Here is a 26,849-nt window from a genome sequence, read left to right as displayed (position 1 = left end):
GGGTGGGCTTATTCCCGCTTATGTGAGGTCGATCACATGCAAGTTCCTGGGCCATTCGAATACGAGCGCGCAACGGGCGTGGACCACGCCATCGGACTACTGGACCGGCTGGGGGAGGAGGCGCGCATCGTCGCGGGTGGGCACAGCCTGCTGCCGATGATGAAGCTGCGTCTGGCCAATCCGGAATATCTCATCGACATCAACGACCTGGCCGCCGAACTGGGATACATCGTCACCGATCCGACCCTGGTGCGAATCGGTGCGATGGTCCGGCATCGGCATGTGCTCGAGTCCGACGATCTCGCCGCCGTGTGCCCGATCTTCCGTGACGCCGAGCGCGTGATCGCCGATCCGGTCGTGCGCAACCGCGGCACGATCGGCGGCTCGCTGTGCCAGGCCGATCCTGCCGAAGATCTCACCACCGTCTGCACGGTCCTCGGCGCCACCTGCCTGGTGCGCGGACCGTTCGGCGACCGGGAGATCGCGATGGACGACTTCCTGGTCGGTCCGTACGAAACCGCCATGTCGCACAACGAACTTCTGATCGAGATCCGAATTCCCGTGCGGCATCGGACATCGAGTGCCTACGCGAAGGTGGAGCGCCGGGTCGGCGACTGGGCGATCGCGGCGGCCGGCGCGACGGTGACACTGCACGGCGGGACGATCGCGGCCGCGCGGATCGGTCTGACGGCGGTCAACCCCGATCCAGCGGCGCTCGCCTCCTCGGTGGACGTGCTCCTCGGTGAGCCGCCCACCCAGGAGATCTTCTCGGAGGCGGGCCGCCGGGCGAGCGCGGCGTGCTCACCTGCCTCCGATGCACGCGGCAACGCGGACTACAAGCGCCATCTGGCGTCCGAACTGACGATTCGTGCGCTGCGCACCGCGGTCGAGCGCGTACTGAATGATTCTGCGCTGGAAGGGAGTCAGCCATGCAGGTAACCATGACCGTCAACGGTGAGCCGGTGACCGCGGAGGTCGAGCCACGCACCCTGCTCGTGCATTTCCTGCGAGATCAGTTGCGGCTCACCGGAACCCACTGGGGCTGTGACACCAGCAACTGCGGCACCTGTGTGGTGGAGGTCGACGGCGAACCGGTGAAGTCGTGCACGATGCTGGCCGTCATGGCCGGCGGTCGTGCGGTGCGCACCGTCGAGGGGCTCGAGGTGGATGGCCGACTCGATCCCGTGCAGGAGGGCTTCATGCAGTGTCACGGGTTGCAGTGCGGATTCTGCACGCCAGGAATGATGATCACTGCCCGCGCCCTCCTCGACCGCAACCCGAATCCCGACGAGCAGACCATCCGGGAGGCGATCTCGGGCCAGATCTGCCGCTGCACCGGATATACCACTATCGTGCGGTCGATCCAGTGGGCCGCAGCGAAGCAACGAGGCCAAGCGGTAGAGCCCGAACCCGCCGCCACGCCAACGCCCGTGGGGAGCGCGTCATGACCGCCGTCGAGTCCCGGCCCGAAGACCGTGTCGACAACGACCACAAGCCGTGCGGTCACGGCAGGATGCTCCGCAAGGAGGATCCGCGGTTCATTCGCGGACGCGGCAATTACGTCGACGACGTGTCGCTGCCCGGCATGTTGCACTTGGCGATCCTGCGTTCCCCGCTCGCGCACGCGCGGATCGTGAGCGTCGATGTCTCTGCGGCACAGGCGCATCCGAAGGTCAGAGCGGTTGTCACGGGTGCGGATCTGGCGGCGAAGGGACTGGCCTGGATGCCGACGCTCTCGAACGATGTGCAGGCGGTGCTGGCGACGGACAAGGTCCGGTTCCAGGGCCAGGAGGTGGCCTTCGTCGTCGCCGAGGATCGCTACTCCGCGCGTGATGCGTTGGAGCTCATCAACGTCGAGTACGAGATGCTCGATCCGGTGATCGATGCCAGGACCGCACTGGCGCCCGGGATGCCGGTGATCCGCGACGAGCTCGAGGGCAAGCAGGACAACCACTGCTTCGACTGGGAGACCGGCGACGCTGCCGCGACCGAGGCGGTGTTCGCTCGCGCCGGCGTCGTAGTCGAGCAGGAGATCGTCTATCCGCGAGTGCATCCCGCCCCGATGGAGACCTGCGGTGCCGTCGCGGATCTCGATCCTGTGACGGGGAAGCTCACGCTGTGGTCGACGAGCCAGGCGCCGCATGCCCACCGCACGCTCTACGCGTTGGTGGCCGGACTGCCCGAGCACAAGATCCGGGTGATCTCACCCGATATCGGCGGCGGGTTCGGCAACAAGGTACCCATCTATCCGGGGTACGTCTGCGCCATAGTCGGGTCGCTGCTGCTGGGCAAACCGGTGAAGTGGATGGAGGATCGCACCGAAAATCTCACCAGTACCGGGTTCGCCCGCGACTACATCATGGTCGGCGAGATCGCCGCCACCGCCGAGGGCAAGATCCTGGCCATCCGATCGACCGTGCTCGCCGATCACGGCGCCTTCAACGGCACGGCCGCGCCGTTGAAGTATCCGGCCGGCTTCTTCGGCGTCTTCACCGGTAGTTACGACATCGAGGCCGCCTACTGCAAGATGACCGCGGTCTACACGAACAAGGCCCCCGGCGGCGTCGCCTACGCGTGCTCGTTCCGGATCACCGAGGCCGTCTACTTCGTCGAGCGGTTGGTGGATTGCCTCGCCTACGAACTGAAGATGGATCCGGCCGAACTGCGGCTGCGGAATCTCCTTCGCCCAGAACAGTTCCCGTACACCAGCAAGACCGGCTGGGTATACGACTCCGGCGACTACGAGAAGACCATGCGCCTGGCGATGGACATGATCGGCTACGACGCCTTGCGGAAGGAGCAGCAGGACAAGCGCGCCCGCGGCGAGTTGATGGGCATCGGGATGTCCTTCTTCACCGAAGCCGTCGGCGCGGGTCCGCGCAAGGATATGGACATCCTCGGACTCGGGATGGCCGACGGGTGCGAGCTGCGCGTCCATCCGACTGGTAAAGCCGTGGTGCGCATAGCGGTTCAGACCCAGGGGCAGGGGCACGAGACGACGTTCGCCCAGATCGTCGCCGAAGAACTCGGCATCCCGCCGGACGACATCGACGTGGTGCACGGCGATACCGATCAGACTCCGTTCGGCCTTGGCACCTACGGCAGCCGGTCGACACCGGTCTCGGGCGCCGCTGCCGCACTGGTGGCGCGGAAGGTGCGCGACAAGGCGCGGATCATCGCGTCCGGCATGCTCGAAGTCTCCATCGCCGACCTCGAGTGGGAGAAGGGCTCGTTCCACGTCAAGGGGGATCCGTCCGCGGCCGTGACGATCCAGCAGATCGCGATGCGAGCACATGGCGCCGGTGATCTGCCCGAAGGCATCGAGGGCGGACTCGACGCGCAGATCTGTTACAACCCGGAGAATCTCACCTACCCGTATGGTGCGTACTTCTGCGTCGTCGACATCGACCCAGGGACAGCGGTGGTGAAGGTGCGGCGCTTCCTTGCCGTCGACGACTGCGGCACCCGGATCAATCCGATGATCATCGAGGGTCAGGTGCACGGCGGCATCACCGACGGCATCGGCATGGCGCTGATGCAGATCATGGCCTTCGACGAGGACGGCAACTGCCTCGGCGGATCCCTGATGGACTACCTCATTCCGACGGCGCTCGAGGTTCCGCATTTCGAGACCGGGTACACGGTCACCCCTTCGCCGCACCACCCGATCGGTGCGAAAGGCATCGGCGAATCGGCCACGGTCGGATCGCCGGCAGCGGTGGTCAATGCGGTGGTGGATGCGTTGGCGCCGTATGGAGTTCGGCACGCCGACATGCCGCTGACGCCGTCGCGGGTGTGGGAAGCGATGCAGGGGCGGGCCACACCGCCCATCTGAGTGGGGTGCGAGCGATGGGATCACCGATGAAGATGACGGAGCGTGCACAGCAGCTGGTCCACACCCGGACTCCGTTCGTGCACGCGACCGTCGTGCGCGCGCAGCAGCCGACCTCGGCGCACGCCGGGGACGAGGCGATCCTGCTGCAGGACGGGACGATCGAAGGATTCGTCGGTGGCCAGTGCGCCCAGAACTCGGTCCGCAAGGCGGCGCTGGGTGCCCTGCAGTCGCACGAGAGTGTGCTGCTGCGTGTGCTGCCCGACGGCGATCTGCAGTTTCCCGAAGCGCCCGGCGCGGCGGTGGTGGTGAATCCCTGTCTGTCCGGCGGAGCGCTGGAGATATTCCTCGAGCCGCAGATCCCGGCGCCGCTGGTGCGCATCTGCGGCGCGACACCCATCGCGGACGCCCTGGTCGAAATGTGCGAACTGGTGGGATTCGGGGTGCAGCGTAGTGTTGCCGGAGCCGACTCGCTGGCATCGTCGGCCGACACGACGGCGATGGTGATCGCCAGCCATGGTGGACAGGAAGCCGAGATGATCCGCGCCGCGCTTGACGCCGGTGTGGGCTATATCGGTTTGGTGGCCAGCAAGATTCGGGGTGCGTCGATTCTCAACGAGCTCGGGTTGACCGAGGCCGAGCGGGCGCGCGTGCGCACCCCGGTGGGTTTGCCGATCGGCGCCAAGACCTCCGCGGAGATCGCCGTCTCGATTGTCGCGCAAGTGATCCAGGTGATCCGCAAAGGTGGCTTGGCCGTCACGCCCCGCACGGCGAGTGTCGCGGTCGAGGCGCTCGATCCGGTGTGCGGGATGACCGTGACGGTCGGGCCGGACACGCCGCATCTCACTATCGACGATGTCGACCACTGGTTCTGCAGCTCCAGCTGCCGCACCTCCTTCGCCGCGGCGAGGACGGGCTCATGACAATCGGGTTCGTCACCGGAGTCGTACTCGCCGCGGGAACCTCACAGCGTCTCGGCACCGCAAAACAGCTACTGCCGTACCGGAGTACGACGGTTCTCGGCGCCACCCTCGACGCGGTGCGATCCTGCGTTTTCGATCAGATCATCGTCACCCTCGGCGGCGCAGCGGCGGAGGTCCGGCAGCAGGTCGATCTCGCCGGGCTGGAGGTGGTCATGGCCGACGACTTCGGTTCTGGCTGCTCGTCGTCGTTGCGTTCGGCCCTGAGCTCGGTGAATCCCCGGGCCGCCGGAATCGTTCTGATGCTCGGTGATCAACCGGGTCTGTCGGCGGCGACCGTCGACCGACTGATCGCCCAGGGAACAACCGCCGCGATCACGGTCTGCCGCTACCACGACGGCGTCGGGCATCCATTCTGGCTGAGCCGCAGCATATTCGGCGAGCTGGCCCGATTGCACGGCGACAAGGCCGTGTGGAAGATCATCGAGTCGGGCCGCGTCACGGTGTCACGACTCGACGTCGACGCACCGATGCCCTTGGACGTGGACACCTGGGACGACTACGAGCGCCTGCGCGCCACGGCGTCACCATGATGTCGCCGTTCGACGATGTCGAGGACGTGGTGCGACGATTCGACGCCGACGACTACCTGCTCGATACCGGGACCGCCGCCGCCTTCTATCTGGCCACCACGTTGGGTCGGCCGCTGCTACTGGAAGGCGAACCGGGAGTGGGCAAGACGACGGCGGCGAAGACCCTCGCCACCGTACTCGGTGCACCGCTGATACGCCTGCAGTGTTACGAGGGCCTCACCGTGAGCGAAGCGCTGTACGACTGGAATTACCAGCGTCAGCTGCTCAGCATCCGGCTCGCCGAGGCGCGCGGCGCCGACCTCACCGAAGCCGACCTGTTCACCGAGGCATTCCTGGTGAACCGCCCGATCCTGCGCTGTGTGCGATATCGCGGTCCGACGCCCCCGGTGCTGTTGGTCGACGAAATCGACCGCGCCGACGACGAATTCGAAGCTCTGCTGCTCGAATTCCTCGGTGAGGCCACGGTGACAGTTCCCGAGCTCGGGACCTTTGTCGCCGAGCACCCGCCGCTCTCGGTGCTGACCTCGAACCGCAGTCGCGACCTGCATGACGCGCTGCGTCGGCGCTGCCTCTACCACTGGATCGACTACCCGGAGCCGGCCCGCGCGGTGGCGATCGTGCGACGCACCGTGCCCGGGGCAACCGACGCGCTGATCGAGCACGCCACCCGATTCGTCGGCCGCGCCCGCGATCTCGATCTCGACAAGCCGCCCGGCGTCGCCGAGACCATCGACTGGATCGCCGCGCTGGCGACGCTCGACGTCGCCGATCTTGCCGCGCCGGAAGCGGTCACCGCGCTGAGCGCATTGGCGAAGACACCTGACGACCGCGCCGCCGTGCACGCGGCATTCGTCGAATACACCCAAAGCCTGGCTACCGGATGAGAGGGATACCCGATGAAGATCGCCAATGAGTTCACCGTCAACGCACCCGTCGAGCGGGCATGGGAGGTGCTGACCGACCTCGAACAGGTGGTCCCGCTCATGCCCGGCGCACAGATGGTGGGCTGGGAGGGAGAGCACTTCCTCGGCAGAATGAAGGTCAGAGTCGGCCCGGTGACCAGCGAATTCACCGGAAAGGCGAATTTCGTCGAGCGCGACGACCACGACCATCGCGCGGTGATCAACGGCAGCGGCCGGGATTCACGCGGATCCGGAAACGCAGCGGCGACCATCACCACGCAACTCCGCGAAGACGGCGACAAGACCCGCGTCACCGTGGACACCGACCTCAAGATTGTCGGCAAGCTTGCTCAATTCGGCAGCGGGATACTGCAGCAGGTGTCCGAGAAGCTGGTCGGTCAATTCGTCACATCCCTCGAAGCGAAACTCGCGGCGGGTGATTCGGCCGCCACGGAGGCGGTCGTCGGGCCGGGCGGCCGAGGGATGCGACCGCAACCGGTCGCGCAACCCGAGCAGGCACCGCTCGACCTCGTCGATCTGGTCGGGCCTGCGATGATCAAGAAGTATGCGCCGACGATCGCGTTCGTGCTGGCGGCCGCGCTCGCAATTGTCCTGGTACGCAGGCGAATGCGCGGGAAGCGATGACACGAGCGATACTGCTGCGCGGCGTCGATCTGGCCGCATTCGCTGTCGCGGTGGTCGCGCGGCTGCGCCGTGGTGGCGTCGCGGTGGCGCCGAGCGGGCCCGCGCTGTTCGTGCAAGCCTTGCGCCGCATGGCTCCGCGGTCGCGCACCGAGTTCTACTGGGCTGCGCGGCTCACGCTCGTCGATCGCATGCAGGATCTCGCTGCCTTCGACGCGGTCTTCGCGACGGTGTTCGCCGACGCGGTGCTGGGCGTGGACCCGCCGAGCCGAACGCGCAGACTGCCGACCGAACGCGCGTCGGCACCGAGCAGGGGCGGTCGGGGGCAGTCTCGGCAAGAAGGGGGCGAAGCCCCGTGGACAACACTGCAATCAGCAACGGGTGCCGACCGATCGACCGACAAGGGTGTGGCGCTGCCGGACGTGCTGCCGAGCCGGTTCGTGGCACGAGCACAGGAACCGTTCGCCCGCTTCGATCCGGACGATCTGCGGACAATCGGGGCCTGGCTGGAGCAGGCGTCGGCGCTCTGGCCGCAGCGCAGCAGCAGGCGCTACGAAAACCATTCGCACGGCAAGCGGATCGACTTCCGGGCGACGATGAACAACTCCCGCCGCACCGGCTGGGAGTCGGCGGTGCTGGTCCGTACTCGTCCCCGGCGCCGCCCGCGCCGAATCGTCATGATCTGCGACGTCAGCCGCTCGATGCAGCCGTATTCGACGATCTACCTGCACCTGATGCGGGCCGCGATGCAACACCGTTCGCCCGATCGACCTGAGGTTTTCGCCTTCTCCACCTCGCTGACCAGGCTGACCTCGGTGCTGGCGCACTGTTCCCCAGATGTGGCGGTGACCCGGGCCAACGACAAGGTGGTTGACCGCTACGGTGGCACGCACATCGGCCGATGCCTCGGCGCGCTGCTCGCAACTCCGTCCGGTAATGCGGTGCGCGGCGCCGTAGTCGTCATCGCATCGGACGGCTGGGACAGCGACACCCCCGATGTCCTCGCCCGTGCGATGGCCCGGATCCAACGCCGGGCTTGGCGCGTCATCTGGCTCAATCCTCGTGCGGGCGACTCCCGATTCCAGCCTGCCACCGGTGCGATGGCGGCGGCTCTGCCGTTCTGCGACATCATGATGCCCGCGCACACGCTGGAGGGTATGTACGCGTTCACGCAAGCCCTTGCATCGGCCTGACCCCGTTCTACCTGAGGCAGAAGCGCCAGCAGACCTAAGGACTGACCGGACTGGCTTCTTGGCGCGTCCTGGCGAGACTTCTTCTCATATCGCCCTACCCTGGTCAGGGTTTCGCTCGGGGCCCTCGGCAGAAGGGTGGAACGTTCATGGCCGGTAGACCGCGATGCGGGCGGCGCTGACGGATGCGGAGATCAAGGAGTGGGGGCGGGTCTACCGGGAGGCGGTGGACCGCCAAGCCGGCAAGGTGGACATGCTCCCCGAGGCGATCACCCGCCGTGCGGTGACCCCCGGCTACTCCCTCGCCAATCTGAAGACGGACTTCGGCGCGGTAGCGCAGGAGCACCTGGCACGACCGAACACCTCGGCCCTCGACCCGGAGGTACTGGCATCGGGCGGCGCTATCGACAGCCAGACCTTCATCGGCGCCACCCGCCAGTTCGGGTTCGGCGCCACGGCGCCACGCAGCCAGCCGGCCCAAGACAGCGGGCAGAGCCCCGCGCCGACCTACACCGTGAAATTGGAGCTGGAGAGTTTCCGCGTCGAGCGGGAGGTGGGCGACGGACTGAGCGGGAACGACGAGATCTACTGGTACGTCAGCTCCACCAGCGACAAGAAGCAGGCCCCGCTCGCCAGGACTCCAGTTACTACGCCCCGCCGTGTGCGCGGCGCACGGCAACCTGTACTACGCCGTCACCGGTATGAACGATGCGCTGTACACGCGCACCTTCACCGAATCCGGGGGATGGGGCGCAGTGAAAAAGTGGGACGGATACCGTTCGTTCCGGGCCCCGAACCTGGCAGTGGACGGAACCGATAACAACCGGGTCTTCATGACCCACACGGCTGGCGACGGCTCGATTTACCACCAATCGAACTCCGGCACCGGCTTCGGCTCCGCTGTGGGGGACAACATGAACTGGCGGACCGACAGCCCCGTCACGATGGCCTCGACTCCCACCCGGCTGTGGCGGGTCGTCCGCGGGACCGACAACAAGATCTACACCAGCGGTCACGCCGGGTCCTACCGGTTCGGCGGCGAGGAGATCAAGAACTGGCCCACTCCCCACGGGCCGGCCCTCGCCTATCACGCCAATAGGCTGTGGCTGTTCTTGCGCGGGACGGACGGCTTCATGAAGGCAGCGACGCACGCCAGCTCGTGGAGCGGACTGCAGGACGTCAGCGGACCGCAATCCAACAGGCTGGCCAGTGAACCTGCCGCAGCCTCCCACAACGGCAAGCTCTACGTGATGTACAGCCGCCCAGCCCCATAACCTGACTCGGGGGAGCCGCCGACCGGTCCCGGTAGCAATCGCCGAAGTCCGGCGCCGTGCGGACGTCTTGTAATGCCGATGTGCGTGCATCAGCTGTCGGACATGACCACGGGTGCCGGCTTCAGCTGTCGTGCCCGGCGGTTCGGCGCCGCTTGGCGCGGTGGGCGAGCGCATCGAGGATGCGATGCCATGCCGGTGATGCCTCGGAGATCCGGGAAATGACCAGCTTCAGGATCCCTGGCTGGCTGCTGTCTCGTTCGTGTTCGATCTCCCATGCGTCCAAGTCGTCGATGAGCCGGTCCAGGCGTGGATCGTCTGGATCCCAGTCGACGGATTGATCACAGGCGAGATACAGGCGCGTCGTCTCGGGGTCGTCGAAGGCGGCGTTCTTGTCCCGTATCCGCTGCGGCACGGCGGGCGGATCCAGTGCCTGCATCAGGATCCACGAGTCGCGCTCGAGTCGTACCCGCAATTCGCTGACCCCGAGACTGCGCATCCGGTCCAGGATGGCGACCACCTCGGCAGGCAGGACAAGCCTTTCGCCGCTTGCCAATTCAGCGATCCGACGGCGGTATTCGGTGAGCTGGTCGATCTTGCGCTGCAATTCGGCGTCGATGTCGGTGATGGCCGCGGCGAATTCGGTCGGCTGCGCGTGCAGCAGCGCGTCGATACGGGCCAGTGGAACACCTGCATCGGCGAGCGTTCTGATCCGGATGAGATCCACCGCCGCTTGCGCGCTGTAGCGGCGGTAGCCGGAGGCATCACGCTCGGGCTCGGGCAACAGGCCGACGTGGTGGTAGTGGCGAACGGTGCGCACGGTCACGCCGGCGGTCGCCGCGAGCTGACTGATCGTGAGCACCGTCCTCCTCGTCTTCGTGAAACGTGATTGTGCCGAGTCTAGGGGCGAGCCGCCCGGTCGACGACGTCGCGGATCGCCTGGATCACGGCATCGGGTCGGTCGAAGCAGAGCCGGTGGTGCACGGTGTCGGAGAGGATGCGTTGTTCCCCGTGCGAGACCGCGCTCACCAGGGCCGCGTCCATTCGCCTCCTGCCGTCATGCATCTTCTGCAGCATCTCCGCCTGCTGGGCGGGGTCGGTGCCCAGCACGCTGAGAGCGACCACCGGGACATCAGGAAGGCCCGGCCCGGCCCGCAGTTCGGTGGCCAGTTCGGTCAACGTGCTGCGCTCGGCGATGCCGACCTGGATAGATTCGTCACTCGCCTTGGCATCGATCAGCGGCCGCCGGACGTGCTCCGGGTAGTCCGCGAGCAAGTCGGCGCGCATCTCGCGCATGGCCGAGCGTTGCTGTTCGAACTGGTCCAGATCAGGTGCCATCTGCTCGGCCGTGGCCAGATGCATCGCGGGCGGCATGAAGTCGTCCCAGTCGCGGTGCAGGCCGTCCAACCAGACCAGTCCGGCCACGTCCCGCGGGTACAGCTGAGCGAACCGATGCGCGTAGAAGCCGCCGAGGGAGTGTGGCGCGAGAATGTAGGGGGCGGGGATGTTCTGGGCGCGCAGCAGCTCGCGCAGTTCCGTGGCGACCGCGGCGGCGGAGCGCGGCAGCGGGAGGGGATCGCTGTAGCCCGTGCCGCCGCGATCGTAGACTACGGCGGTGGTGAACTGCGAAACGTGTTGCTGGACAACGAAATAGTCCAGACCGACCGCGCCGGCACCCGGCAGGAACACGACGGCCGGTCCGCCGCTGCCCGACCGATGCACGAAAATGCGGCGGCCGTCGATCTCCTGGAATCCGCCGACCGGCGGAGCGAGCCGAGCCGAGGAAGTGCTGTTGTTGGTCATGTGACAAGGCTCTAACCCTGACGCAGGGTCAGGGTCAACCCGTCCGCCGCAGTACCCGAAACGTGCGCAGCTGTTCAACGCGCTGCCGTGCGGCTGATCGGAAGTTCATCACGACGCACCCAAAGAACTATCTGGGTGCCCGCCCAGAGCGCACTCAGAGCGACATGACTCCGTGCATCGACGGTGCGCGCCATCGGCTGTTCGCTGGTCGCAGGCGATGTCGTCAGGTACCGACGCGATGCAGGCAGAACGACACCGGCGGCTGCTTGTGCTCGACGCCGGTGGTCTTGTTGTACCTGCTGTCGGCGGTGTGGCAGACCCCGTAGTCGTGGCTCTCGACGCGGGTGTTCACCTGGTAGACCCCCGGCGTCGAGCACGGCACCTTCCGCAACCGGTACAGGTGCCCGTACTCGTTCTTCGGGTCGTTGAAGCAGTCACCGACCTGAGCGTTCAGATGGGTGCAGACGTAGCGTGTCTTGCTCGACTTCCCCTGGGAGGACCAGCTGAACGAGTGGTCAGGGCACTCTAGGGTCGAGGCGTCGCGCACGACGACCAGCGCGGCCTCTGGGTCGCTGCAGCTGCGGCGCTGCAGGTCCCACGCACGGTTCGCTTGGCCCCGCGTGAAATAGCCGCAGTCGCCGACCTTCATGGACTCCAATTGCGACTCGCCGCACCCGGACATTGCCAGTGTGGTGACTGCGAAGACCGCGACGGTCACCGCGCCGCGCGGACGGATTGCGCGGCGGGGTCTGATGTTTCGGAGTCGATGCGACATACTGCCCACACTTCCACATGGACGCCACCCGTCGCCCGCGTCCAGTTGCTTTGCGGCGCAGCCGAGGTCGGCGCTGAACCGCAAACCGGCGCCGATCCTCATCATGCCGCTCAATGAGCGGGACCGTGCTCCCAACACGCGGCCCACCTGCTGGTGTTGGTGATGGCCGGTCCGGGGCCGGCTGACAGGATCGGTGTCGTCACCGCAGCTGGTGTGACTCAGGGACCGCTTTGCCTCATCGAGTCCACTTCTGGGGATCTGTCCATCGGTTGTGGTCGAGACGTCGGCGGCTACCCAGTAATCAGTCAGTGGTTGTTGTCGAGTGCTTCGGCGATGGTCGGCCACGACCGGGACAGTTCGTCTGCCCAGTACGGCCAGGAGTGTGTGCCGGTGGGCCGCAGATTCACCGTCGCCGGAATCTGTAACTGTGCCAGTCGGTTCCCGAGTGCGCGAGCGCATTCGTAGGCTCCGGTTTCGAGAGGGCCTCCAACGGTGATGGCGTCGGGAAGCTCGACTTGGCCGGGCACGTCGTGTTCTCCAGGGATTCCGCTACCGCTGGACAGGTAGATTCTGGTACCGCGCAAGGCTTCCGCGTGCGTCATGACGTCGTGGGCGCGCCAGTCGGGGTCGGTGAGTGTGCCGAACATATTGTCCGGGTTGCCGCCGTAGGTTTTGACGATCGCGCGGGCTTGAGCTTGACCGGTGCCGGAGGCGACGGTGTAGCAACCGCTGTGGGCCGCGACGACGGAGTACAGGCCCGGTGTTCGGAATGTGAGCATCATCGCTGCTTCGGCGCCCATCGAGACCCCCTGGATCCCGTTACGCCTGGTGCCTTCGAACTGTGCGTCGATCAGCGGCGGCAGTTCGCGGGTGAGGAACGTCTCCCATTTGTTGGTGCCCAGCACAGGATCGTGGCGCTGCCAGTCGGTGTAGAGATTGGCCGGACCGCCGGTGGTGAGCACGACGTTGACGTTCTTGTCGGCAAAGAATTCCACGGCATGACCGTGCTCGATCCAGCTACTGGCGTTCTCGGGAGCACCGCGGCCGTCGAGCATGTACAGGGTGGATCGCGGCCGGCTACGGTCGGCAGGCAGGAGTACCTGTACCTGCACGACACGGTTCATCGCCGGCGATTTCACGTATACCCGCAGCCAACGGTCGGTGATCGGCTCGATACGGTCGATGACCGGCCGCGCCGGAAGGTCGGCGCTCTCTGCGGGGGCTTGGTAACCATCAGACGACCCGGTATTCGTGCCGGACGTCGGCGGCTCCGCGAGGGCCACCCCGGGCACCATTGCCAGGGCCCCCAGTATCACCACTGCAGGCGCAACCATCTCGGCAACCCACCGCATCGGGAGGCGCGGGCTATCGAGCCGCACCGCAGAAGACGAGCCTGAACCGCCATGCCGCACCGGCCATCCTCCTGTAGCTCGACGGTTTCGATCGACAGTTTCTTGCCGACTGACTCTATCGGCCCGAGCAGCGGGCCCCCCGAAGACATCACACACTCGCCTAGTAAACCGCAAGGATGAAGCTCGACGGTCTATGTGCCGGGAAGATGTGACGCCGCACACCCGCCGAGCCGGGTTCTCCCCCGCGTCAGGCAAACGCTCTGCGCACCACCATATTCCAGAACCACTCTCACGGGGCCGGAACCGGCCCGCCGGTCCGGGCCTACGAGGTCGGGGAGCCGGCGAAGTACTGACGGTGGGTCCGCGGGGGCCTACGGCACGATGGGAGCAGGTTCGGCGGAAGTGCCAAGCGCTCAACGGTCGGGAAAGAGAGCCTGCTGGTGCACCGACAACAATTCTCAATGGCACACGGCTCCGTCCACCTGTCCCTGAGCTTCTCCTCCGTCAACAGAGAATCCTTGCCGCGCCTCACCACCCAGGAGGCAGTGGCGCTGTGCTTGGAAAGCGCACTGCGCCTCTGCGGCGGGGCGGCACGTCCTACGGTGAGCGGATGACGGTCGATGAGGTAACTACAGACAACAAGCAGCGGCCCAGAGCCGCACTCGACAAGACGGATCAGGACGCGGCCGCCGAGATCGCGAAGGTGTTCGAGCGGCTGGAGGCCGCCCTCGTGGCAAAGGACGCCACCGCCTTCGACAGCGTCTTCACCGACGATGTCGTCTTCATCAACCCGGCGGGCGTCATCTTCCAGAACTGGGACGACCTGCACGCCTATCATTTGGCTGGCTTGCGGGACAGTCCGGATGCCGAGGCGCGCTACGAAATTCTTGCTATACGGTTCCTCGCCGGTGGGCATGTGATCGTCAACGTCGAGCAGGCGCTGCAGACGCCGGAGTTCTCGGTAACCAACCGCGGCACATGGGTCTTCACCGAAAGGAATGGCAGCTGGTGGGTCTGCTCCGTTCACAACACCAACATCGCGGGTAGCGCGGGATGACCTGCACCCCACCATCGACTGACCGGCCACCCCGCCATCACATAGTTACCCGCGATCACCACAGGTGACGGCGCATTACCCCACGTCAACCGTCAGATTCGCAGACTATTCGCTACATCGGTCGCGGAACCTCGGTAAGAAGTCTCGAAGTAGGTGCTTGCCCACTGTTTTCAGATCGCGGCGGCGAGGCGGGTGCCTTGGTCGATGGCGCGTTTGGCGTCGATTCCGGCGGCCTCGTCGGCGCCGCCTATGAGATGTACACGCGTGCCGCGGGTTTCGAGCGGATCTTTCAGGTCTCGGACGGATTCTTGGCCGGCGCATACGATCACGTTGTCGACGTCGATAACGCGCCGCCCTTCCCGGCTCTTGCCGAAGCTGATGTGCAGCCCGCTATCGTCGATCCGCTCATAGTTGACCCGGCCGATCTGCTCGACTCCCTTCGCTTCGAGAGCGGCGCGATGGATCCATCCGGTCGAGGTGCCGAGGGTCGTTCCGAATGCGCCCGACTTCCGTTGCAGCAGTGACACATCCCGGAGGGCTGGGGAGCGTTTGGGCCTTGTCAATTGTCCAGGAGTGTGGGCGTCGTGGGTGATGCCCCACTCGTCCTGCCACTCCTCGAGTTTCAGCGGGCTGTGACCGGCGGCCGTGAGGAATTCGCTGACATCGAAACCGATCCCGCCCGCGCCGATGACTGCGACGCGCTTGCCGACGGGCCGCTCCTTCCGGATCAGTTCCGGGTAGGACAGCACCATCGGGTGATCGATTCCCAGGATGTCGGGTGTGTCGGGGCGAACACCGGTCGCCAGCACAACCTCGTCCCAGTCGCCCGCGGCAAGCTGTTCGGCGGTGACCCGGATATTCAAATGCACTGCGACACCGGTGAGTTCGAGCTTTCGATGGAAGTACCGGATCGACTCGTTGAACTCCTCTTTGCCGGGAATGCGGCGAGCCAGGTCGAACTGGCCGCCGATCCTGTCGTCGGCTTCGAAGAGCTCGACGTGGTGACCGCGCTCGGCCAGCCCGATCGCGGCAGACAGTCCCGCGGGGCCGGCGCCGACGACGGCGACACGTTTGGCGCGGCGGGTGGGCAGCAGCTGCAGCAGCGTTTCGTGGCAGGCGCGTGGATTCACCAGGCAGGACACGGTTTGCCTGGTGAAAGTGTGGTCGAGGCAGGCCTGGTTGCATGCGATGCAGGTGTTGATCTCGTCGACCCGGGATTCGGCGGCCTTGTTCACCCATTCCGGGTCGGCCAGCAGCGGACGGGCCACAGAGATGAGGTCCGCATCGCCCCGCGCCAGGATCTCCTCGGCGACCTCGGGCATGTTGATCCGATTCGACGCACACACCGGGATGGTCACGTGCGCTTTGAGTCTGGCGGTGTAACCGACGAACGCCGCGCGCGGCACCGAGGTGGCGATGGTCGGCACTCGCGACTCGTGCCAGCCGATGCCGGTGTTGATGATATCCACCCCGGCTGATTCCAATTCCTTCGCCAGCGCGATGATCTCTTCGAAGGTCTGTCCGTTTTCGACGAATTCGGCCATGGACATCCGGAACATGATAAAGAAGTCGTCGCCCACTGCGGCCCGTGTCCGGGTGACGATCTCGACGGGAAACCGTCGTCGATTGGCCGCCGAACCACCCCAATTATCGGATCGGGTGTTGGTGCGTGGCGCGAGGAACTGATTGATCAGGAAGCCCTCGCCGCCCATCAGCTCGATTCCGTCGTATCCGGCTGATTTCGCCAACTCCGCGCAGCGCACATGGTCGGCGATCGTCGATTCGATATCCTTTTCGGACAATGCCCGAGGCTCGAAAACGGTGAGCAGCGACATCACGGCCGAGGGCGCCACATTGTTCGGAACACGCGAATCACGGCCCCCGTGCAGGATCTGCAATGCGATCTTGGCGCCCGCCTCGTGTACCGCCGCAGTGATCACGCGGTGTCGCTCGGCGTCGGCCTCGGTGATCATCCCGCGGGCGAACGGCCACACCCAGCCTTCGCGATTGGGCGAGCATCCGCCGGTGACGATCAGGCCGACGCCGCCGCGGGCTCGTTCGGCGAAGAAAGCGGCCAGTCGGTCGATGTGCCAATCTCGGTCCTCGAGGCCGGTGTGCATCGAACCCATCACCACGCGATTGCGCAGCATGACGCGCCCCACCCGGAGCGGCGACAGCAAGCGCGGAAAAGCTGAACTCATGGGACGAACGTAGTAACCAGCCTCGACGTGCGCAATGCCGTTGAACGGCCCGTTCGGAAACGGGAACATCCCCAATCGGATTGGGCTGACCGCGATGGCGCGGCTCGTCGCCGAGGATCCCCGTTGCGACTGGCTACGAGGATTTGTGCCGTCCCGCTGTGGGCGGGGGGTTGGAGCCGGACGCCATCGCACGTGCGACCTGCTGCACCTTCCGTCAGCGCGGTGTCTGCGCTGGGTGCTGAGTGCCCTGTTGTTCGGGGTGTTCGCCTCGGGTAGCCATGCCGATGCTGTGGGTAGGCTCGCGCGCTGACTGTTGTCGTGCATGCCGCCTGTCTGGCAGTCCCCAGTCCACGGTCAGGAGTCGCGTCGATACCGGTGAACGGTGTGCCGTCGGACAGGAGTGCACCGGTTGCGAGGAGCTGATTCGGCTGGCAGGCTGACGTCCAGCAGGCAACTTGGACGTGCCTTGCGGCTTGCTTGGCGGAGAGAGATACCGAATGAGCACTGATTTCGTCTTCTGGGCGGGGGGAGGTAGGGCACCTGCCGCAGGTGTCCCGTCGGTTACCTATGACGTTGTCGGCACCCTTTCGCTGCAGTGAAAGGAAGTGTTCGCCCATGGACCACGGCTCGTTGGCTGTCGATCAATCTGTCGCTGTCGAAGTGCGTCGTCGAGCCGCTGTCCTTCAAGGACCGTCATCAGAAGTCGCCGTCGAGCGAGTCCGCGGATCGGATACCGACCCGGTCGACAGTGCGAACTCTTGGCATGTCGGTCTGCTGGCGCAGCTGCTCGAGCAGTTGCGGAAGGCGGCCTCGGCCGGACTGTCCGGCAAGACCATTGCCGCGCTGCGACAGCGATTGACGGCGACCACAGTCGCCGGTTCGTTTTCGGCGCAGCCTGGTTCGTCCGATCTCACGATAACGGTGCGCAGCCTACGTGTTGAACCGTCTTTTCGCTGCACCGAGCGCCGGCAAGATTTTTTGCGAGCGTTGCAGCTTTCTGGTTCCGACTCGGTCGAATGGCAATCGATGGCGGATGGCTTCCCGATACATCGCGCGCCCGCGGTTGCTGGGCTGCGACACTTTGCGCCGAGAACTGGCCGTGGCCGGCCGACTCTTCGACTCGCCGCCTTGTCATCGACACCCGAACGAAAAACGTAGCTGGGGTGGGCCTGCGTCGCTGCTCGCTCCACCGGGCGGCTTTGGCAACTTCGAAATACCACTGGATGTGAGACATGGACACAAGCACTGGCGATTCGTCCGAACGCATGATGGAGTACCTGAAAAAGGTCACTGTGGAGCTCCTGACGACTCGCGACGATCTGACACAGCTGCGGGAAAAGCTCAATGAGCCGATTGCGATCGTGGGGATGAGTTGCCGGTTTCCGGGCGGTGTCGAATCGCCGGGGCAGTTGTGGGATCTGGTTGCGTCCGGTTCGGATGCTGTGAGCGAGTTTCCGGTGGATCGGGGTTGGGATGTGGAGGGGTTGTTCGATCCGGATCCGGATCGGTTCGGGAAGGTGTACACGCGGGAGGGTGGTTTTCTGCGTGGTGTGGGTGATTTCGATGCGGGGTTTTTCGGGATCGGTCCGCGTGAGGCTGCGGCAATGGATCCACAGCAGCGGTTGTTGTTGGAAGCGTCATGGGAAGCCTTGGAGGATGCCGGGATCGATCCGGAGTCGCTGCGGGGCAGCGACACCGGCGTCTTCGCCGGTGTGATGTACCAGGACTATCAGCACAAGTCCATGGCTGCGGGTCCGGTCGCCGAGGGATACGCGGGTATCGGTTCGGCGGGCAGTGTGGTGTCGGGGCGGGTGGCGTACACGTTGGGTTTGGAGGGCCCGGCGGTGACGGTGGATACGGCGTGCTCGTCGTCGCTGGTGGCGATACATTTGGCCTGTCAAAGCCTGCGGCAGGGTGATAGCTCCTTGGTGTTGGCCGGAGGCGTGACGGTGATGTCGACGCCATTTCTGTTCGTGGAGTTCTCCCGGCAGCGGGGTTTGTCGCGGGACGGTCGGTGTAAGTCGTTTTCGGCCTCGGCCGACGGTGTGGGGTGGTCGGAGGGTGCGGGTGTATTGGTGTTGGAACGGTTGTCGGACGCGCAGCGGATGGGACACAACGTTCTCGCTGTGGTCCGTGGCAGTGCGGTGAATCAGGATGGTGCGTCGACTGGGCTTTCCGCGCCGAACGGCCTGTCGCAGGAGCGGGTGATTGCCGCGGCATTGGCGAACGCGGGTCTCGAGTCTGCTGACGTGGATGCGGTGGAGGCGCACGGGACCGGGACGCCATTGGGCGATCCGACCGAAGCACAGGCATTGATGTCGACTTACGGGCAGGAGCGCGGGGAGCCGCTGCGCATCGGGTCGCTGAAATCGAATATCGGGCACGCGCAAGCGGCCGCGGGTGTGGGTGGTCTGATCAAGATGGTGCAGGCGTTGCGCCACGAACTGTTGCCGCGGACGCTGCATGTCGACGCCCCGAGTCCGCATGTGGATTGGTCGGCGGGATCGGTGCGGTTGCTGACCGAAGCGGAGCCGTGGCCCGCGGGTGAGCGGGTACGCCGTGCAGGGGTGTCGTCGTTCGGGATCAGCGGCACCAACGCGCACGTGATCGTGGAGGAAGCACCGACGGCGGTTGCTCCGTCCGTCGACGGGACCGCGCGCGCCGACGCGGTTCCTGCCGCTGTGGCGAGTGTGGTGCCGTTGCTGGTGTCGGCGAGGTCCGAGGAGGCGCTGCACGCCCAAGCGGATCGGTTGCGGGAGTGGTTGGTCGATCATCCGGAGGCGGGTGCGGCGGATGTGGCGCATTCGTTGTTGCGGCATCGTTCGCAGTTGGAATGGCGTGCTGCGGTGGTGGGTCGGGAGTCGGCCGACTTGAAAGCCGGGCTCGCGAGGTTGGCGGAGTCCGTCGGAGACACCGATGGCGTGGTGTCGGGTCGTGCTGTGACGCGGCGGGTGGCGTTCGTGTTTCCGGGACAGGGAAGCCAGTGGGAGGAAATGGGCGCCGAGTTGCTGGCCGCGGGAGGGGTGTTCGCGGAGTCGATCGCGGAGTGCGAGGCGGCTTTGGCGCCATTCGTGAACTGGTCGCTGACCGCTGTGCTGCGCGCAGACCCCGAAGCCGCGTCGCTGGAGCGAGTGGATGTGGTGCAACCGGCGCTGTTCGCTGTGATGGTGTCCTTGGCTCGGCTATGGCGCTCCACCGGCGTAGAGCCCGCGGCGGTGATCGGGCACTCACAAGGCGAGATCGCGGCCGCCGTTGTCGCCGGAGGACTTTCGCTGTCCGACGGTGCCCGGGTAGTAGCGCTGCGTTCCCGGGCTGTGGCAGAACAACTCGCCGGCTCCGGCGCCATGGCATCGGTCGGCTCGGATGTCGATACGGTCCGCCGGCGTCTGACCGGGTTCGGGGACCGACTGTCGGTGGCGGCGGTGAACGGTCCAGGACAGGTGGTGGTATCAGGCGAGGCATCGGCAGTGGACGAGTTCTTGGCCGAGTGCGCTGACGACGGTGTGTGGGCAAAACGGATCCCGGTGGACTACGCATCACATTCGACAGCCGTCGAGTCGATCCGGGAACGGATATCGGCGGAGTTGGATCCGGTTGCGCCGGTGTCGGGTTCGGTGCCGTTCTTCTCGACCGTGGTCGGCGACTACCTGGACACCCGGACGTTGGACGCCCGATACTGGTATCGGGCGCTGCGGGAACAGGTACGGTTCGCCGAGTCGATCGAGGCACTGATCGACACGGGAGTGAACGCGTTCATCGAGGTCAGTCCACATCCAGTACTGACCATCGGAGTCGAGTCGACAGCCGAGGCCGTCGGTATGGCCGATCGTATAGCCGTGCTGGGCACGCTGCGCCGCGGCCACGGAGGGCCCGAACAAATCACCCTCGAATTGGCCCGCGCCCACTGCACCGGCATAGCGGTAGCGGCGGAAGCGCTGACTCCGACCGCGGCTCGGGTGGCTTTGCCGACCTACGCCTTCCAACACCAGCGGTACTGGCTACAACCGAACACCGATGTCCAGACCGGCTCGCTCGGGCATCCGCTGCTGACGAATGCCGTGCAACTCGCCGGAAAAGACGAATGGCTGTTCACCGGACGCGTAGCGCTGCGGACCCATCCGTGGCTCGCCGACCACGCGGTGTTCGATTCCGTGCTACTGCCCGGGACCGGCTTCGTGGAAATGGCGCTGACCGCGGGCGCGCGGCTGGGCGCCGAGTTCGTCGAGGAGTTGCTGCTCGAAGAGCCGCTGGAGCTCGCCGACGACACCGCGGTCGATATTCAGTTCGGGGTCGAACCTGCCGATGATGCGGGCCGACGCCAGTTCGGGATCCACTCCCGTGTCGTTGCCGATGGGGATTCCGAGGCCGGTGAGTGGGTATCGCATGCCAGCGGCGTGCTTGCCCCGGCCGGTGCGGCTGTTCCCGCGTGGATCGAGTCGGAACGGCATGGATCGGTGAGCGAAGAATGGCCGCCCGCGGGCGCCGATCCGGTGCCGACCGGCGGGCTTTACGGCCATCTGGCGGAGTTGGGGTTCGGTTACGGCCCCGCCTTCCAGGGGGTTGGGTCGGTGTGGCGTGATGGTGACGATCTGCTTGCCGAGGCATCACTCCCGGCCGATGCCGGTGATCAGGCATTGTCGTTCGGGATCCATCCGGCGTTGCTGGACTCCGCATTCCACGCGGCGATCGAGGGGCTGGCGTCGGACATGCCCTCGGGGCGGCTGCCGTTGCCGTTCTCTTTCACCGGGGCGCGGTTGCACCGTGCTGGCGTGTCGGCCATCCGGGTTCGGCTCGTCCGGTTGGATGCCGAGCGAGTTCGGGTCGTCGCTCTCGACCACGCGGGTGCACCCGTGCTCAGCCTCGAGTCGCTTACCGCCCGCCCGGTGGACGCGAAGGTGCTCAACAGTGGATTCGGTCGTCGTGCATCGCTGTCGGATGTCGAATGGGTGTCGGTGTCGTCCAGGCCCATCGGGGTGGTGAGGTCGATGGTGGTCCTTGATGCCGGTCATGTCGTGGGGGCCGATGTTCGTGCCGACCTTGCGGAATTGCTCGACAGCGAGGTAATGCCGGAGGTCGTGGTGTGGTCGCCCGTCGGGCACGGTTCGATCGGCGGCGACGACGATGATGTGGCGGTGCGGACCCGCGCGTGGGTGCACTCAGCGCTGGAACTGCTGCGGACCTGGCAGGCCCAGGAGCGTTCGAGCGGCTCGCGACTGGTCGTGTTGACGCGGGGTGCAATGGGCATGCCGGGCGAGTTGTCGGATCCGGCGGGTGCGGCGGTGTGGGGGTTGGTGCGGAGCGCGCAGTCCGAATATCCGGGCCGATTCGTCCTCGTCGATGTGGGCGTCGATGAGGACGTGACGGTGGATGTTGTTGCTGCGGTGGTGGGTTCGGACGAACCGCAGCTGGCTGTGCGCGATGGCCGGTTACGGGTGCCGCGGTTACGGCGGCAGCTGCGTCCGGCGTTGGCGACGCGGTCACCGTTGGGTACGGGTGCGGTGTTGATCACCGGTGGATCCGCTGGTTTGGGAGCCGTGGTGGCTCGGCATGTCGTCGACACATACGGCGTTCGGCGGTTGGTGCTGGTGTCGCGGCGGGGGGAGCGTGGCGAAGGTGTGGCCGGGCTGGTGAGTGACTTGACGGCCGCGGGTGCGCAGGTGCGAGTCGTGGCCTGTGACGTGAGCGATCGTGCGGCGGTAGCGGCCCTGTTGGCGGAGTTGCCGAACGAATTCGCGCCGAGCGCGGTGATCCATTCGGCAGGCGTACTCGACGACGGCACAATCGAAACCTTGACCGGCGAACAGGTGGATCGGGTGCTGGCGCCGAAGGTGGATGCCGCCTGGCATCTGCACGAGTTGACCAAAGATCGTGATCTGTCCGCGTTCGTGCTTTTCTCGTCGGCCGCGGGTGTGGTGGGTTTACCGGGGCAGGGCAACTATGCGGCAGCAAACGCCTTCCTGGACGCGCTGGCGTGGCGTCGGCGGGCGGCAGGCTTGCCCGCGCTCTCGATTGCGTGGGGGGCCTGGAATCAGGGCGTCGGCATGACCAGCGGTTTAGATGGTGCGGCGATGGCGCGGCTGGGCCGGATGGGGGTGCGGCCGTTGGAGACGGCGGACGGTTTGGCGTTGTTCGATCATGCGATCGGCGCGGCAGCACCGGCGGTGATCGGGACGGAGTTCGACACCGAGGCCCTGTCGGTTCAGGCGCGTGCGGGGTCGCTGCCGCATATATTGCATTCGATTGTCGCGGTGCCGGTGCGTCGAGCCGCGGACACGAGCGGGACGTTGAAGCGACGGCTTGGCGCTGCCCGGGCGGGCGAGCGTGAGGCAATCGTGCTCGAGGTCGTTCGGGAGCAGGTCGCCGGAGTGTTGGGGCATATCTCCAGTGAGGTGATCGATCCCACCGCACCGTTCACCGAGCTCGGCTTCGATTCGATGGCAGGCCTGGAATTCCGTAACCGGCTCGCCAAGGCGATCGGCGTGCAACTGCCGTCGGCGCTGGTGTTCGACCACCCCACCGCCGCGGCGGTGGCGGCGTTCGTGCAATCTCGTATCGGCGAAATGGATGCGGATGCCGGCCGCGACGTCGCACGGCCGGCGCGCCGGATCCGGACCGATGAGCCGATTGCGATCGTGGGGATGAGTTGCCGGTTTCCGGGCGGTGTCGAATCGCCGGGGCAGTTGTGGGATCTCGTCGCGTCCGGTTCGGATGCTGTGAGCGAGTTTCCGGTGGATCGTGGTTGGGATGTGGAGGGTTTGTTCGATCCGGATCCGGATCGGTTCGGGAAGGTGTACACGCGGGAGGGTGGTTTTCTGCGTGGTGTGGGTGATTTCGATGCGGGGTTCTTCGGGATCGGCCCGCGTGAGGCTGCCGCAATGGATCCACAGCAGCGGTTGTTGTTGGAAGCGTCATGGGAAGCCTTGGAGGATGCCGGGATCGATCCGGTGTCGCTGCGGGGCAGCGACACCGGCGTGTTCACTGGCGTCTCGTATCAGGACTACGAGCAGGTCGCCAAGGCGGCGGGGCAGATCGCGGAGGGATACGTCGGAACCGGTTCGGCGAGAAGTATGGCATCGGGGCGGGTGGCGTACACGTTGGGTTTGGAGGGCCCGGCGGTGACGGTGGATACGGCGTGCTCGTCGTCGCTGGTGGCGATACATTTGGCCTGTCAAAGCCTGCGGCAGGGTGATAGCTCCTTGGTGTTGGCCGGAGGCGTGACGGTGATGTCGACGCCATTTCTGTTCGTGGAGTTCTCCCGGCAGCGGGGTTTGTCGCGGGACGGTCGGTGTAAGTCGTTTTCGGCCTCGGCCGACGGTGTGGGGTGGTCGGAGGGTGCGGGTGTATTGGTGTTGGAACGGTTGTCGGACGCGCAGCGGATGGGACACAACGTTCTCGCTGTGGTCCGTGGCAGTGCGGTGAATCAGGATGGTGCGTCGACTGGGCTTTCCGCGCCGAACGGCCTGTCGCAGGAGCGGGTGATTGCCGCGGCATTGGCGAACGCGGGTCTCGAGTCTGCTGACGTGGATGCGGTGGAGGCGCACGGGACCGGGACGCCATTGGGCGATCCGACCGAAGCACAGGCATTGATGTCGACCTACGGGCAGGAGCGCGGGGAGCCGCTGCGCATCGGGTCGCTGAAATCGAATATCGGGCACGCGCAAGCGGCCGCGGGTGTGGGTGGTCTGATCAAGATGGTGCAGGCGTTGCGCCACGAACTGTTGCCGCGGACGCTGCATGTCGACGCCCCGAGTCCGCATGTGGATTGGTCGGCGGGATCGGTGCGGTTGCTGACCGAAGCGGAGCCGTGGCCCGCGGGTGAGCGGGTACGCCGTGCAGGGGTGTCGTCGTTCGGGATCAGCGGCACCAACGCGCACGTGATCGTGGAGGAGGCACCGGCCGGACCGGAACGCGCGGTGGGGCCGGTCTCGGCAGGCGATTCGCCCGTAGGTTCGCCGATGGTGCCGTTGCTGGTATCCGGGAAATCCGAAGAGGGACTGCGGGCGCAGGCTGCACGCTTGCGCGAGTGGTTGGCGGTGCATCCGGAGGCGGAACCGGTGAATGTGGCGTATTCGTTGTTGACGACGCGGGCCCGGCTGGATTGGCGTGGGGCAGTCGTCGCGGGCGACCGGGACGCGATGCTTGCGGGGTTGGCGGATTTGGCGGCGGGTTCGGCTGCGCCGGGTGTTGCCGAGGGCACCCCGGTCAGGGGGAAGGTCGCGTTCCTGTTCACGGGCCAGGGGTCGCAGCGTGTCGGTATGGGTGCCGGGTTGTATGCGGCGTTCCCGGTGTTCGCGTCGGCGTTCGACGAGCTGTGTGCCGAGTTCGACCGTTTGTTGGAATCCTTGCTACCCGGTGTCTCGTTGAAGGACATCGTCTTTGGTGCCGCGGGTGCGGATCTGGTACATCGGACGGAGTTTGCCCAGCCTGCGTTGTTCGCGTTCGAGGTGGCGTTGTTCCGGCTGCTGGAGTCGTTCGGGATCATCCCGGATGTGCTCATCGGGCATTCGATCGGGGAGCTGGTCGCCGCGTACACGGCGGGGCTGTGGTCGATGGCCGACGCGTGTGCGTTGGTCGTGGCGCGGGGTCGGTTGGTGGGTGCGTTGTCGGCCGGTGGTGCGATGCTTGCCGCCGCGATTTCTGAAGAGCGGGCGGTGCAGGTCGTCGCCGGGTTCGGTGGGCAGCTGTCGATCGCAGCGGTGAACGGCCCGTCCTCGGTCGAGCTTTCCGGTGACGAGGACGCCATCGAGAAGTTGGAGACGATGCTGGCTGCGGAGAAGGTCGCGACCTCACGGCTGCGGGTCGGCCACGCGTTCCATTCCGCCGCAATGGATCCCATACTGCCCGAATTCGAGGCCGTAGCTGAGAGGCTGAGTTACGACCGTGCGCTGTTGCCGGTGGTGTCCAACGTGTTCGGCATGGTCGGTGGTGCGGCTTTCGCCGAACCAGGCTACTGGGTCGGTCACGTGCGCGACACAGTTCGTTACGCGCACGGTGTCGACGCCTTGCTGGACTTGGGTGTTCGACGGTTTTTGGAATTGGGTCCCGATACGGTATTGGCGCGGATGACCCGGCAGTGCCTGCCCGAGGATCTCGGATCGACGTCGTTGGTGGCGGCCGCGGGCTGTCGCGGTGTCGATGAGGTGACGCAGTTGCTGACGCTTCTCGCGCACGCCCACAACGCGGGCATCGACGTGGACTGGGGGCCTGTGTTCGCCGGTCGGGCCCCGATTCGGGCGTCGTTGCCGACGTACGCTTTTGCACGTCAGCGTTATTGGCTGAATGCGGATGCGCCGGTCGTGGCCGGTGGTGTCGGGCATTCGGTCACTGCGGACGCGGTGCAGGTGGTAGGCGAGGACGAGCTGCCCACCCCGCTCGCCTTCGATCACCCGACGACTCAGGCGCTGGACTATCTCCGCTTCCGAATGCCGGAAGCCCGCGCCGTGGAATCCGCATTGCGTGGCGGCCTCACCAACCTCTTTCTGGCTGCGCGCCGGCGCGGTCAGGTCGGCGCCACGATACCAATGCTGCTGGAAAGCGCCAAGCTCGCCGAGACATTCACCACCGCCGCCGAGTTGCCCGCCAAGCCGACGCCGATTCCCCTGAGCAGGGGCACAACCCGACCCTCGCTGATCTTCGTTCCGTCGTTCGTGGTCGGTACCGGACCGCACCAGTTCGCTCGACTGGCGCGCGCGCTCGGCCGTGACCGCGCGATAGCCGCGCTGCGCCTGCCGGGAACCCGCCCCGGGGAGCTGCTGCCTGGATCATTGGATGCGTTGCTGGATTGCTTGGCGACGACCGTGGAGGACGTCGGCGGCGGGGCTCCGGTTGTTCTTGTCGGCTATTCGGCGGGCGGTGCGATCGCACAGGCGTTGGCGCATCGCCTCGAGAAGAGCGGGCGCAGCCCTGCGGCGGTGATATCGGTAGACCCCTACGCGCCCGACGATGCGGAGCAACGTCGTCGCGCGACCGTCAGTGCGATCGAAACGGTGCTCGACATCGGACACGAAATGACCGAGATCGACGATCACGGCCTGGTCGCGATGGCGAAGTACATGCAGATATTCGACGAACAGCGATCCGTGCCGCCGATCGCCGCGCCGACGTTGAGCCTGCGGGCTTCGACGCCGTTGCCCGGGATGGATCGCATTGAGCGGGTGCCCACGTGGCTGCATGCCGGCGAGACGGTCGAGATCGATGCGGACCACTTCTCGATTATCGGAGCGAACTGCACCGTCGTGGCGGAGGAGATACGACGCTGGCTCGAGGCGAAGGTGGGGGCGATGGCCGGCCCGGATATGGCCGTGGCCGACC

General features: G+C 66.0%; 16 protein-coding genes and 1 pseudogene. 12 read left to right on the top strand and 5 right to left on the bottom strand.

Annotated elements, in window-relative coordinates; all coding sequences use genetic code 11:
- The first annotated feature begins 36 nt into the window (after positions 1-36).
- The 10 genes from OHB12_RS08020 (at position 37) to OHB12_RS07975 (ending at position 9,353) form a co-directional block, all read left to right on the top strand.
- A complete protein-coding gene (locus OHB12_RS08020; protein WP_327117620.1) occupies positions 37-939 on the top strand; it encodes an FAD binding domain-containing protein in 903 nt (300 codons plus the stop codon).
- Entirely contained in the window at positions 930-1,448 is a 519-nt protein-coding gene (locus tag OHB12_RS08015) for a (2Fe-2S)-binding protein (protein WP_327117618.1), read from the top strand. The genes OHB12_RS08020 and OHB12_RS08015 overlap by 10 nt, the downstream gene beginning before the upstream one ends.
- Positions 1,445-3,835, top strand: coding sequence for an aerobic carbon-monoxide dehydrogenase large subunit (locus tag OHB12_RS08010; protein WP_327117616.1), 2,391 nt, complete (start codon positions 1,445-1,447; stop codon positions 3,833-3,835). The genes OHB12_RS08015 and OHB12_RS08010 overlap by 4 nt, the downstream gene beginning before the upstream one ends.
- A gap of 26 nt (positions 3,836-3,861) precedes the next feature.
- Positions 3,862-4,755 (top strand): XdhC family protein, encoded by an 894-nt coding sequence (locus OHB12_RS08005; protein ID WP_327117614.1) that lies wholly within the window; start codon positions 3,862-3,864, stop codon positions 4,753-4,755.
- Positions 4,752-5,345, top strand: a complete 594-nt coding sequence (locus OHB12_RS08000; RefSeq protein WP_327117612.1) for a nucleotidyltransferase family protein — start codon at positions 4,752-4,754, stop codon at positions 5,343-5,345. Before OHB12_RS08005 ends, OHB12_RS08000 begins: the two co-directional genes overlap by 4 nt.
- The gene (locus tag OHB12_RS07995) at positions 5,342-6,229 is read left to right on the top strand and encodes an AAA family ATPase (protein WP_327117610.1); all 888 of its coding nucleotides are present in this window, start codon (positions 5,342-5,344) and stop codon (positions 6,227-6,229) included. The genes OHB12_RS08000 and OHB12_RS07995 overlap by 4 nt, the downstream gene beginning before the upstream one ends.
- Before the next feature lie 12 nt (positions 6,230-6,241).
- The gene (locus OHB12_RS07990; protein ID WP_327117608.1) at positions 6,242-6,892 is read left to right on the top strand and encodes an SRPBCC family protein; all 651 of its coding nucleotides are present in this window, start codon (positions 6,242-6,244) and stop codon (positions 6,890-6,892) included.
- Positions 6,889-8,082 carry a vWA domain-containing protein gene (locus tag OHB12_RS07985; protein WP_327117605.1) on the top strand — a complete coding sequence of 398 codons (1,194 nt, stop codon included), beginning with the start codon at positions 6,889-6,891 and terminating at the stop codon, positions 8,080-8,082. The genes OHB12_RS07990 and OHB12_RS07985 overlap by 4 nt, the downstream gene beginning before the upstream one ends.
- Positions 8,083-8,245: 163 nt before the next feature.
- Positions 8,246-8,899 (top strand): hypothetical protein, encoded by a 654-nt coding sequence (locus tag OHB12_RS07980; protein ID WP_327117603.1) that lies wholly within the window; start codon positions 8,246-8,248, stop codon positions 8,897-8,899.
- Positions 8,900-8,912: 13 nt separating this feature from the next.
- Positions 8,913-9,353 (top strand): hypothetical protein, encoded by a 441-nt coding sequence (locus tag OHB12_RS07975; RefSeq protein WP_327117601.1) that lies wholly within the window; start codon positions 8,913-8,915, stop codon positions 9,351-9,353.
- 121 nt (positions 9,354-9,474) lie between these two features.
- Here OHB12_RS07975 and OHB12_RS07970 read toward each other — a convergent pair whose 3' ends face one another.
- The 4 genes from OHB12_RS07970 to OHB12_RS07955 form a co-directional block, all read right to left on the bottom strand.
- The gene (locus OHB12_RS07970; protein WP_327117599.1) at positions 9,475-10,212 is read right to left on the bottom strand and encodes a MerR family transcriptional regulator; all 738 of its coding nucleotides are present in this window, start codon (positions 10,210-10,212) and stop codon (positions 9,475-9,477) included.
- Between the two features lie 38 nt (positions 10,213-10,250).
- The gene (locus OHB12_RS07965; protein WP_327117597.1) at positions 10,251-11,153 is read right to left on the bottom strand and encodes an alpha/beta fold hydrolase; all 903 of its coding nucleotides are present in this window, start codon (positions 11,151-11,153) and stop codon (positions 10,251-10,253) included.
- 223 nt (positions 11,154-11,376) lie between these two features.
- A complete protein-coding gene (locus OHB12_RS07960) occupies positions 11,377-11,928 on the bottom strand; it encodes a hypothetical protein (RefSeq protein WP_327117595.1) in 552 nt (183 codons plus the stop codon).
- 305 nt (positions 11,929-12,233) lie between these two features.
- On the bottom strand, positions 12,234-13,262 hold the full coding sequence (locus tag OHB12_RS07955; RefSeq protein WP_327117593.1) for an alpha/beta hydrolase: 1,029 nt from the start codon (positions 13,260-13,262) through the stop codon (positions 12,234-12,236).
- Between the two features lie 628 nt (positions 13,263-13,890).
- Here OHB12_RS07955 and OHB12_RS07950 point away from each other — a divergent pair.
- Positions 13,891-14,337, top strand: coding sequence for a YybH family protein (locus OHB12_RS07950; RefSeq protein WP_327117591.1), 447 nt, complete (start codon positions 13,891-13,893; stop codon positions 14,335-14,337).
- A 170-nt stretch (positions 14,338-14,507) separates the two neighbouring features.
- On the opposite strand, the gene OHB12_RS07945 is transcribed toward OHB12_RS07950, so the two are convergent.
- The gene (locus OHB12_RS07945) at positions 14,508-16,538 is read right to left on the bottom strand and encodes an NADPH-dependent 2,4-dienoyl-CoA reductase (protein ID WP_327117589.1); all 2,031 of its coding nucleotides are present in this window, start codon (positions 16,536-16,538) and stop codon (positions 14,508-14,510) included.
- 1,232 nt (positions 16,539-17,770) lie between these two features.
- Between OHB12_RS07945 and OHB12_RS07940 the strand changes: the two are divergent.
- Positions 17,771-26,824: pseudogene (locus OHB12_RS07940) on the top strand (type I polyketide synthase); the annotation flags it as partial.
- Positions 26,825-26,849: the final 25 nt, after the last annotated feature.

The organism is Nocardia sp. NBC_01730, from assembly GCF_035920445.1.
Taxonomy (GTDB): Bacteria; Actinomycetota; Actinomycetes; order Mycobacteriales; family Mycobacteriaceae; genus Nocardia.
This window is presented reverse-complemented; position numbering and strand designations above follow the sequence as displayed.